Origin of the sequence: Agromyces seonyuensis, assembly GCF_009789225.1 — a bacterium.
In the GTDB taxonomy this organism is placed as follows: domain Bacteria; phylum Actinomycetota; class Actinomycetes; order Actinomycetales; family Microbacteriaceae; genus Agromyces; species Agromyces seonyuensis.
On sequence record NZ_WSTA01000110.1, the window covers coordinates 1 to 10630 of the forward strand.

The window sequence follows — 10630 nt, forward strand, 5'->3', positions numbered from 1 at the left end:
GTCGAAGCGGTTCCTTGAACAGCTCCACTTCACAACCGGAGGTCTTCGCCTTTCAGCAGATCAAGGCCGTGTTCCGAAACAACGTCCCTGGACATCACATCTAGCCGTGCTGGGCTGATTCCCCCGCGGCTGGGCGTCGATACGCCAGCACATCGACGTCGAGCGTTGCCGACACCGTCGGTTCGGCAATGAGGTCGCCCGCAGCGCGCGCACGATCGGCGTGGTGCCCCGCAGGGCCCATGCCGCGCACGGCGTCAGCCTGCGCGGGCGTGAGCGCGATGGGCGCAGTCACGCGCTCGAGGCCGGCCGGCTCGAGGAAGGGTGCGAACTGGGCGTGGACGGCGTCCGCTTTGCCTTCCGGCACGTCGAGCATGGCGCCCTCGACCCGGAGCTCCGCCAGGTGACCTGGGCGCGGGACCACGACCACGAGGGTGCCGCCCGGACGGAGCACGCGAGCGAACTCCGGCGGGTTGCGCGGTGCGAAGACGTCGAGCGCGACGTCGGCGATGCCGTCGCGGAGCGGAAGCGGCGCCCAGACGTCGAGCACGACGCCCCCGGCGCCCGGCGTCGCGAGCGTGCTCCAACGGACGGCGGCGGGGGAGCGGTCCGTGAAGAGCAGCTCGGGCGTGTGCGGCGCCGCCGTGGCGACGGCTCGCGCGTAGTGCCCCGTGCCGCAGCCGAAGTCGACGAGCCGGGGCGGAGCATCCTCATGCTCGCGCAGCGACGCACGCGCCAGCGCGGCGACCGCGTCGGCGATCGGCGCGTACAGGCCGCTCTCCAGCACCGCGTCGCGAGCGACGAGCATCTCTCGGCTGTCGCCCTGGTGAGCCGGCGACCGAGGCGGCAACAGGGTGGCGTACCCGTGCTTGTGGAGGTCGAACCGGTGGCCGTTCGCACATCCCAGCGTGCGCGAGGCGACCACCTCGAGGTCGTGGAAACAGTTCGGGCACCGCACCCACTCCGAGATCTCGGAGATGGACATGCGGTGCCCGGACTGGTCGATCAGTGCGATCAGTGGTGGTCGTGCTTCGACTGCTCGAGCTCGGCCTTCGTGACCGGCGCGATGCGGTCCTCGAAGAACCAGCGGGAGAGCGAGGCGCGCAGGCGCATGCCGGCCGTGATCTTGCCCTTCGCGTTCGGACGGAGCATGAGCGGCTCGTAGCTCTCCTGGCTGACCAGGCGCCAACGGTCGTACTCGTCGAGGGGCTGGTGCACCTCGATGAACTCGCCGCCGGGCAGCTTGACGATGCGGCCGGACTCGTAGCCGTGGAGCACGATCTCGCGGTCCTTCTTCTGCAGGCCGATCGCGATGCGCTTCGTGATGAAGTACGCGATGAACGGCCCGAGGATCAGGATCGCCTGGATGGCGTGGATGACGCCTTCCATCGTGAGCTTGAAGTGCGTCGCGATGATGTCCGAGCTCGCCGCCGCCCAGAGGGCTGCGTAGAACGTGACGCCGGCGGCGCCGATCGCGGTACGCGTCGGGGCGTTGCGGGGGCGGTCGGCGAGGTGGTGCTCCCGCTTGTCGCCCTTCACCCAGGCCTCGATGAACGGATACGCGATCGCCAGCACCAGGAAGATGCCGATGACGGCGACCGGAGCGATGATGTTGAACGACCAGGTGCGGTCGAACAGCACGAACTCCCAGCCCGGCGGAACGAGTCGCAGCGCGCCGTCCGCGAAGCCGATGTACCAGTCGGGCTGCGTACCGGCGGACACGGGCGACGGGTCGTACGGGCCGTAGTTCCAGATCGGGTTGATCGTGAAGAACGAGGCGATGAGGGCGAGCACGCCGAAGACGATGAAGAAGAAGCCGCCGGCCTTGCCCGCGTACGCGGGGAGGATGGGCGGGCCGACCGCGTTGTTCTGCGTCTTGCCCGGAGCCGCGTACTGCGTGTGCTTGTGCACGACGACGAGCACGAGGTGGATCGCGATCATGATCGCCACGAGCGCCGGCAGCAGCAGGATGTGCAGCGAGTACAGGCGGCCGACGATCACGGTGCCGGGGAACTCGCCGCCGAAGAGCATGAACGAGGTCCAGGTTCCGATGAGCGGGAGGCCCTTGATGAGGCCGTCGATGATGCGGAGGCCGTTGCCCGAGAGCAGGTCGTCGGGGAGCGAGTAGCCGGTGAAGCCCTCGGCCATCGCGAGGACGAAAAGCACCCATCCGATGAGCCAGTTGAACTCGCGCGGCTTGCGGAACGCACCGGTGAAGTAGATGCGCAGCATGTGCAGGCCGATGGCCGCGACGAAGAGCAGCGCCGCCCAGTGGTGCATCTGACGGATGAAGAGGCCGCCGCGGATGTCGAACGAGATGTCGAGCGTCGAGGCCATCGCCGCCGACATCTCGACGCCCTTGAGGGGCACGTACGAGCCGTCGTAGTGCACCTCGACCATGGAGGCCTGGAAGAAGAACGTCAGGAACGTGCCGGTGATGAAGACGACGACGAAGCTGAAGAGGGCGACCTCGCCGAGGAGGAACGACCAGTGGTCGGGGAAGGCCTTGCGGCCGAGCTCCTTGACGAAGCCCGCGAGGCTCGTGCGCTCATTGACGTAGACCGCCGCCGAAGCGGTGAAGGACCGCTTGGGCGCTGCGGTGGCCGGTGTTGCGGTGCTCAATGACGCTCCCAGAAGCTCGGACCGACGGGTTCGGTGAAGTCGCTGCGGGCGACGAGGTAGCCCTCGTCGTCGACGGTGATGGGCAGCTGCGGCAGCGGGCGCTTGGCCGGGCCGAAGATGACCGCAGCCTCGTGGGTGATGTCGAACTGCGACTGGTGGCACGGGCACAGCAGGTGGTGCGTGTGCTGCTCGTAGAGCGCGACCGGGCAACCGACGTGGGTGCAGATCTTGGAGTACGCGACGATGCCGTCGTACGCCCAGTCCTCGCGGCCGGGGCTCGGGTGCAGGTCGTTCGGGTCGAGGCGCATGAGGAGCACCGCGGCCTTCGCCTTCTCTTCGAGCTTGCCGTGCTCGAGCTCGGCGAGGCCCTCGGGGATGACGTGGAAGGCGGAACCCATCGTCACGTCGGACGCCTTGATCGGCGCACCCGACGGGTCGAGGGCGAGACGCGTGCCCTTGCGCCACATGGTGTGGTACAGCAGCGGCACCGGGATCTGGTCCTGCGGGGCGAGGCCGCGGAAGGCCACGACGGCCGGCAGCGGGAACGCGAGCAGGGCGCCGATGAGCGAGTTGCGGATGACCGAGCGACGGCTGAAGCCGGACTCCTCATCGGCGTCGGCGAAGACCTTCGCGGCCGCGGCCTGCGTCTCCGGGGAGCCGCCGATCTCGTGGCGCTCGTCGACCTGCTCGACATCGGACATGAGCGACTTCGCCCAGTGCACGGCGCCGAAGCCGATGGCGAGCAGCGCGAGCGCGCAGCCGATGCCGAAGAACATGTTGTTCAGTCGGATGTCGGTCGGGTCGCCGGACTCGATCGGGAAGAGCATGTAGGCCGCGACGGCCCAGATGCTTCCGACGATCGAGAGGTAGAACAGCGTGTAGACCGTGCGCTGGGCACGCTTCTCGCGCTTCGGGTTCTCATCGGTGACGCGGTGACGGTGGGGCGGGAAGCCCGGGTTCTCGAACGGGTCGGGGTCGATGACCGCCGTGCCGGCGTTCACGAGCTCGTGTTCGGCGTGCGACGAACCCGCAGCGGCGATATCGGTGCCGCTCTTCTCGTCCTGTGCCATGGTTCTCCTTCTTCAGCTTTCGGTGCTGCGCGTCAGTTCGACTTCGCCGTGATCCACACGGTGATGGCGACGATCGCGCCGAGCCCGAAGATCCAGATGAACAGACCCTCCGCGACGGGGCCGAGCGAGCCGAGCTCGAAGCCGCCGACGGGCGTCGAGTCCTGCACGTACTTGAGGTACGTGATGATGTCGCGCTTGTCCTCGGGGGAGATGTTCAGGTCGTTGAACACCGGCATGTTCTGCGGGCCGGTGACCATGGCCTCGTAGATGTGCACACCGCTCGTCTCGGTGAGCGGCGGGGCGTACTTGCCCTCGGTGAGCGCGCCGCCGGCGCCGGCGACGTTGTGGCACATCGCGCAGTTGATGCGGAAGAGCTCCGCGCCGTTGGCGGCGTCGCCGCCGCCGTTGCTGAGGTGGTCGGAGGGGATGTCCGGGCCGGGGCCGAGCGAGGCGACGTAGTACGCGAGCTGCTTGGTCTGCTCGTCGGTGAACTGGACGGGCTTGACCTGGGCTTGCGGGCCGCTCATCTGCATGGGCATACGGCCGGTGCCGACCTGGAAGTCGACCGCCGCGGCGCCCACGCCGACGAGGCTGGGGCCGGCGTCCGTGCCGACGGCGCCGGTGCCGTGGCAGGTGGCGCAATTGGCCTGGAAGAGCTTCTCGCCCTCGTCGATCGTCTGCTGCGAGTTCGCGACGGTTTCGGCCTGCGCGGTCGACGAGCTGAACGCCGCGTAGCCGCCGCCGGTGAAGACGAGGCCGAGCGCGATCAGGGCGACGGTTGCGAGCGGGTGTCTGCGGCCGGTGCGACGCGGCTTCGAGCGATTCATCTGGGGCTTCCTGTCGAGGGGCATGCGTACGCGGCGGCTCAGTATCCGGCGACCAACGGGAGGATGTAGATGACGAACCAGAGTCCGATCCACACCACGTCGACGAAGTGCCAGTAGTACGAGACGACGATGGCGCTCGTCGCCTCCTTGTGGCCGAAGTTCTTGACGGCGTAGGCACGGCCGATGACGAAGAGGAACGCCAGCAGACCGCCGGTGACGTGGAGGCCGTGGAAGCCGGTCGTCAGGTAGAACGCCGAGCCGTAGGCGTCGGAGCTGAGGGAGATGCCCTCGCTCACGAGCGTCGCGTACTCGAAGACCTGTCCGGCGACGAAGATCGCACCGAGGACGAAGCTGATGAGGAACCACTCGGTCATGCCGAGCTTGCGGCCCTGACGGTAGGGCTGCATCCGCTCGGCCGCCCACACGCCGAACTGGGCGGTGAAGGAGGACGACACGAGGATGATCGTGTTGGCCGTCGCGAACGGGATGTTCAGCAGGCTCGTCTGCGCTTCCCAGAGATCCGGCGAGGTGGACCGGAGGGTGAAGTAGATCGCGAAGAGGCCTGCGAAGAACATGACCTCGGAGCCGAGCCACACGATCGTTCCGACCGCGACGCTGTTCGGCCGGTTGATCACGGGCGCGCTGGCCTGCTGAGTGATTGGGGTGCTCGTCACGCAGTCCATTATGGCCGAAACCCGACGGGCTTTTCGGACATCCGGTGGTCGATCCGACCACAAGGCATCCGGAAACGAGCGGGAAGTCCTCCGAGAATCCGCCGTGAATCAGGGGTCTACGATGTCTGCATGCCCGAACAGCCGACTTGGCCGACTCTGCTCACCGCGTTGCTCGAAGGGGAGGATTTGAGCGTTGCTCAGGCTTCCTGGGCCATGGAGCAGGTCATGACCGGCGCCGCCGACCCGGCAGCGCTGGCCGGATTCCTCGTCGCGTTGCGGGCGAAGGGCGAGACCGTCGACGAGGTCGTCGGCTTCCGCGACGCCATCCTCGACCACGCCCTGCCGCTGTCCGTCGACCCGATGGGCCTCGACATCGTCGGCACCGGCGGCGACCGCTACGGCACCGTCAACGTCTCGACGATGGCCTCGATCGTGTGCGCAGCGGCGGGCGTGCCCGTCGTCAAGCACGGCAACAAGGCCGCGAGTTCGAAGTCGGGTTCCTCCGACGTGCTCGCGGCCCTCGGCATCGATCTGGCGCTGCCGCCCGAGCGCGTCGCGGCCGTGCTCGACGAGACCGGCATCACGTTCGCCTTCGCCGCCGCGTTCCACCCGGGCTTCCGGCACGCGGGACCGGTGCGGAGCGCCCTCGGCGTCCCGACCGTCTTCAACTTCCTCGGTCCGCTGTGCAACCCGGCCCGCCCTGAGGCATCGGCCGTCGGCGTCGCGCACCTCGACCGCGTGCCGCTCATCGTCGGCGTCTTCCAGACTCGTGGTGCGACCGCGCTCGTGTTCCGCGGCGACGACGGACTCGACGAGCTCTCCACGACGGGGCACAGCCACATCTGGGAGGTCTCCGGCGGCACGGTCAAAGAGCACGACCTCGACCCGCGCGACCTCGGGCTGCCGCGCGCGCGCATCGCCGACCTCGAGGGCGGCGACCCCGAGCACAACGCGGAGATCGTGCGGGCCACGCTCGCCGGGGCGTCCGGCCCCGTGCGCGACATCGTGCTCCTCAACGCGGCGGCGGGCCTCGTCTCGTTCCGGCTCGCGAAGGACCCGTCGACGTTCCAGCTGCCGCTGCTCGACCGCTTCCGTTCGGCGATCGCCGACGCGGCCGAGGTCGTCGACTCCGGTGCGGCGCTCGCCAAGCTCGACGAGTGGATCGCGGCGACCCGCCGCTGACTCGACGCGAATGCCCGCGGGGCGGGGCATCCAGTGATCGGATGCCCCGCCCCGCGGGCGTTCGAGCGGCTCAGGAATCGCGCGTGTCGTCGTCGACCCAGTCGAAGGTCTTCGTGACGGCCTTCTTCCACTGGCGCAACCGGCGCTCGCGATCGGCCTCGCCGAGGTTCGGCGTCCAGCGCCGGTCCTCCTGCCAGTTGGCGCGCAGGTCGTCGAGGGACGTCCAGAACCCGACGGCGAGTCCGGCGGCGTAGGCCGCGCCGAGCGCCGTCGTTTCCGCGACGACGGGACGGACGACGTCGACGCCCAGGATGTCGGCCTGGAACTGCATGAGCAGATCGTTGGCGGTCATGCCGCCGTCGACCTTGAGCTCCGCGAGCGTCACGCCCGAGTCGGCGTTGACCGCGTCGATGACCTCGCGGGTCTGGAACGCCGTCGCCTCGAGGGCGGCGCGGGCGATGTGCGCCTTGTTGACGTAGCGGGTGAGGCCCACGAGGGCGCCACGGGCGTCCGCGCGCCAGTACGGTGCGAAGAGGCCCGAGAAGGCCGGCACGAAGTACGCGCCGCCGCTGTCGTCGACCGACTTCGCGAGCGCCTCGACCTCGGGGGCGCTCCAGAAGAAGCCGAGGTTGTCGCGCAGCCACTGGATGAGCGAGCCCGTCACGGCGATCGAACCCTCGAGCGCGTAGTGCGGCGCGTCGTCGCCGAGCTTGTAGCCGAGGGTCGTCAGCAGGCCGTTCTTCGAGTGCACGATCTCGGTGCCGGTGTTGAAGATCAGGAAGTTGCCGGTGCCGTAGGTGTTCTTCGACTCGCCCGTGTCGAACGCGGCCTGGCCGAACGTCGCGGCCTGCTGGTCGCCGAGGATGCCCGCGACGGGCACCTCTCGCAGCAGGCTCGCCGACGCGACGGTTCCGTAGACCTCGCTCGAGGCCTTGATCTCCGGCAGCATCGACTTCGGCACCCCGAAGACCTCGAGGATGTCGTCGCGCCACTGCAGGGTCTCCAGGTCCATGAAGAGGGTGCGGCTCGCGTTCGTGACGTCGGTCGCGTGCACGCCGTCGTGCTCGGCGCCTCCGGTGAGGTTCCAGAGCACCCAGGAGTCGGTCGTGCCGAAGAGCAGGTCGCCGGCCTCCGCGGCTTCGCGCGCGCCCTCGACGTTCTCGAGGATCCACACGATCTTCGTGCCCGAGAAGTAGGTCGCCAGCGGCAGCCCGACGATCGGCTTGAAGCGTTCGACGCCGCCGTCGGCGGCGAGCCGGTCGACGATGTCCTGGGTGCGCGTGTCCTGCCAGACGATCGCGTTGTAGACGGGCTGGCCGGTCTTCTTGTTCCAGACCACGGCCGTCTCGCGCTGATTGGTGATGCCGACTGCGGCGATGTCGTGCCGGGTGAGCTCGGCCTTGGCGAGCGCGAGGCCGATGACCTCGCGGACGTTGGCCCAGATCTCCATCGGGTCGTGCTCGACCCAGCCCGGCTTCGGGAAGATCTGCTCGTGCTCGAGCTGGCCGGTCGAGATGATCGAGCCCGCCTTGTCGAAGACGATCGCGCGGGACGAGGTCGTGCCCTGATCGATCGCGATGATGTAGTCGGCCATGATGCGTGCAACTCCTTCGGAGGTTCAGGCGACGGGCATCCTCGCCCCTCGCCGGGGTGTTTCGGATGTCGGGCCGGGCGGTTCGCGCCCGGCCCGACGAGGGTTCAACCGAGGATCGGCAGGAGCGGGATCGAGGCGAGGCCGGCGATCACGCCGCCGACGATCGGGCCGAACACCGGCACCCACGAGTAGCTCCAGTCGCTGCCGCCCTTGCCCTTGATCGGCAGGAAGGCGTGCGCGATGCGCGGCCCGAGGTCACGGGCCGGGTTGATCGCGTACCCGGTGGGGCCACCGAGCGAGGTGCCGATCACGATCACCAGGAAGGCGACCGGGATCGCGCCGAGCTCGGCGGGCGTGCCGCCGTTGGAGAAGCCGATGATGACGAACACCAGCACGAACGTGCCGATGACCTCCGTGACGAAGTTCCAGCCGTAGGAACGGATCGCCGGGCCGGTCGAGAACACGCCGAGCTTGCTGGCGGGCTCGGGCTCGTCGTCGAAGTGCTGCTTGTAGGCCAGCCACACGACGACCGCACCGATGATCGCGCCGAGGAGCTGCGCGCCGATGTAGGTGATCGTGGAGACGAAGTCCACCGGGACGCCTTCGACGTAGTCCCCGCCGCCGTCCGCCGCGAGGATCTTGGTCGCGAGGCCCAGGGTCACTGCGGGGTTCAGGTGCGCGCCGGACGCGTACGAGACGATGACACCGGCGAACACCGCGAGACCCCAGCCGATGTTGACCATCAGGAAGCCGCCGTTGAAGCCCTTGGTCTTCGCCAGAGCCACGTTGGCGACCACGCCGCAACCCAGGAGCACCAGCATCGCCGTGCCCACGAGTTCGGAAAGGAACACCGTTCCGAGATTGACCACCTTGTCTTCCCCCTTCGCAAATGCCCCAGGAAGATCGCGCCCCCCGGTGCGGATATCTCCAAACATACTCACGGAGCGCGCTCTCGGGAACGGCTCGCCGGGAGAGCGCGCAAGCTCGCCTCCGCGTCGCTACCCGTGGGCGACCCGTTGGGCGTAGCGTTGCCTCGGATGCCGCATCCGCGCCGATGCAGTGGCGCTCGGCGGGCGGTCATCCAGGGGGAAGGGGATTCCAGTGAAGAAGCTCATCAACGACCCGGTCGATTTCGTCCCCGAATCCGTCGAAGGATTCGTCGCGGCGCACGGCGACCTCGTCGCCTTCCACGCCGACCCGCTCTACATCGTGCGCGCCGACGCGCCGGTGAGCGGCAAGGTCGGCATCGTCTCGGGCGGCGGCAGCGGCCACGAGCCCCTGCACGGCGGCTACGTCGGCATCGGGATGCTCGACGCGGCGGTGCCGGGCGCCGTGTTCACGTCGCCCACGCCGGACCCGATCCTCGCGGCGACCAAGGTGGTCGACGGCGGAGCGGGCGTCCTGCACATCGTGAAGAACTACACGGGCGACGTGCTGAACTTCGAAACGGCGGCCGACCTCGCGGCGGCGGACGGCATCGAGGTGCGCGCGGTCGTCACGAACGACGACGTCGCGGTCAAGGACTCCCTCTACACGGCCGGCCGGCGCGGCGTCGGCGGCACGGTGCTCGTCGAGAAGATCGCCGGCGCGAAGGCCGAGGCGGGCGGCTCGCTCGACGAGGTCGCCGGCATCGCCGAGAAGGTCAACGACAACGTCCGTTCGATGGGGCTCGCGCTCACGCCGTGCATCAACCCGAACGACGGGCAGCCGAGCTTCACGCTCGCCGAGGACGAGGTCGAGGTGGGCATCGGCATCCACGGCGAGCCCGGCCGCGAGCGCATCAAGATCGAATCGGCGGACTCGCTCGTCGATCGCCTCATCGGGCCGATCATCGAAGACCTGCCCTTCGTGTCGGGCGATCGCGTGCTGCTGTTCGTCAACGGCATGGGCGGCACGCCGCTCTCCGAGCTCTACGTCGTCTATCGGCACGCCGCGAAGGTGCTCGCCGACCACGGGATCGCCGTCGAGCGCTCCCTCGTCGGCAACTTCATCACCGCCATCGACATGCAGGGCGCCTCGATCACCGTGCTGAAGCTCGACGACGAGCTCACCGCGCTGTGGGACGCGCCCGTGCAGACGCCGGCGCTGCGGTGGGGCCGCTGAGGCGGCGACCCGATCCCGAAACCCGACCCTGAGCGAGGAGGAACTGTGGGGCTTGACATCACCTGGGCCGTCGACTGGACGCGCCGGAGCGCCGACACCGTGACCGAGCACCGTGCCGAGCTGACGACGCTCGACCGCGAGATCGGCGACGGCGATCACGGCGAGAATCTGCATCGGGGATTCACCGCCGTCATCGCGAAGCTCGACGACCTGCCGGCCGGCTCGACGCCGGGCGACGTCCTGAAACTGATCGCCACGACCCTCATCTCGACGGTCGGCGGTGCGGCGGGTCCGCTCTACGGCACGGCGTACCTGCGGGCATCCACGGCGGCGGGCAGCGCAGTCTCGCTCGACGGTCCGCTCACGGCTGCCGTGCTCGCGGCGGCTCGCGACGGCATCGTCGCGCGCGGCCGCGCCGAGCCGGGCGACAAGACGATGGTGGATGCCTGGACCCCCGCGGTCGACGCGGCCGCTGCAGCGGCCGACTCCGGTGCGGACGCGGCGGCCGTGCTCGCGGCTGCGGCCGACGCCGCCGAAGAGATCGGATGAGCGTACGTCTGT

General features: G+C 69.0%; 9 protein-coding genes and 1 pseudogene. 3 read left to right on the top strand and 7 right to left on the bottom strand.

Features of this window, described 5'->3' with window-relative positions:
- Positions 1-100: 100 nt before the first annotated feature.
- Genes GB864_RS16720 through ctaE form a run of 5 tightly spaced genes read right to left on the bottom strand, consistent with a single transcriptional unit; the run spans position 101 to position 5199 of the window.
- Positions 101-982, bottom strand: coding sequence for a putative RNA methyltransferase (locus tag GB864_RS16720; protein ID WP_160426827.1), 882 nt, complete (start codon positions 980-982; stop codon positions 101-103).
- A gap of 29 nt (positions 983-1011) precedes the next feature.
- Positions 1012-2619 carry a cytochrome bc1 complex cytochrome b subunit gene (gene qcrB, locus GB864_RS16725; protein ID WP_236779207.1) on the bottom strand — a complete coding sequence of 536 codons (1608 nt, stop codon included), beginning with the start codon at positions 2617-2619 and terminating at the stop codon, positions 1012-1014.
- Complete coding sequence (qcrA, locus tag GB864_RS16730; protein ID WP_160426828.1) at positions 2616-3689, bottom strand: cytochrome bc1 complex Rieske iron-sulfur subunit; 1074 nt, start codon at positions 3687-3689, stop codon at positions 2616-2618. Before qcrA ends, qcrB begins: the two co-directional genes overlap by 4 nt.
- Positions 3690-3721: 32 nt before the next feature.
- Entirely contained in the window at positions 3722-4516 is a 795-nt protein-coding gene (gene qcrC / locus GB864_RS16735) for a cytochrome bc1 complex diheme cytochrome c subunit (RefSeq protein ID WP_160426829.1), read from the bottom strand.
- Positions 4517-4554: 38 nt separating this feature from the next.
- Positions 4555-5199 (bottom strand): aa3-type cytochrome oxidase subunit III, encoded by a 645-nt coding sequence (gene ctaE, locus GB864_RS16740; protein WP_160426830.1) that lies wholly within the window; start codon positions 5197-5199, stop codon positions 4555-4557.
- A 120-nt stretch (positions 5200-5319) separates the two neighbouring features.
- Between ctaE and trpD the strand changes: the two genes are divergently transcribed.
- A complete protein-coding gene (trpD, locus tag GB864_RS16745) occupies positions 5320-6372 on the top strand; it encodes an anthranilate phosphoribosyltransferase (RefSeq protein WP_160426831.1) in 1053 nt (350 codons plus the stop codon).
- 70 nt (positions 6373-6442) lie between these two features.
- Here the strand turns inward: trpD and glpK are convergent, their stop codons facing one another.
- Together glpK and GB864_RS16755 are read right to left on the bottom strand one after the other, a co-directional pair.
- Positions 6443-7966 (bottom strand): glycerol kinase GlpK, encoded by a 1524-nt coding sequence (gene glpK, locus GB864_RS16750; RefSeq protein ID WP_160426832.1) that lies wholly within the window; start codon positions 7964-7966, stop codon positions 6443-6445.
- A gap of 104 nt (positions 7967-8070) precedes the next feature.
- Positions 8071-8787 (bottom strand): MIP/aquaporin family protein, encoded by a 717-nt coding sequence (locus GB864_RS16755; protein WP_236779208.1) that lies wholly within the window; start codon positions 8785-8787, stop codon positions 8071-8073.
- Positions 8788-9067: 280 nt separating this feature from the next.
- On the opposite strand from GB864_RS16755, the gene dhaK reads away from it, so the two are divergent.
- The gene (gene dhaK, locus GB864_RS16760; RefSeq protein ID WP_160426834.1) at positions 9068-10069 is read left to right on the top strand and encodes a dihydroxyacetone kinase subunit DhaK; all 1002 of its coding nucleotides are present in this window, start codon (positions 9068-9070) and stop codon (positions 10067-10069) included.
- 45 nt (positions 10070-10114) lie between these two features.
- A pseudogene (gene dhaL / locus GB864_RS16765) lies at positions 10115-10609 on the top strand (dihydroxyacetone kinase subunit DhaL); the annotation flags it as partial.
- Between the last annotated feature and the right edge of the window lie 21 nt (positions 10610-10630).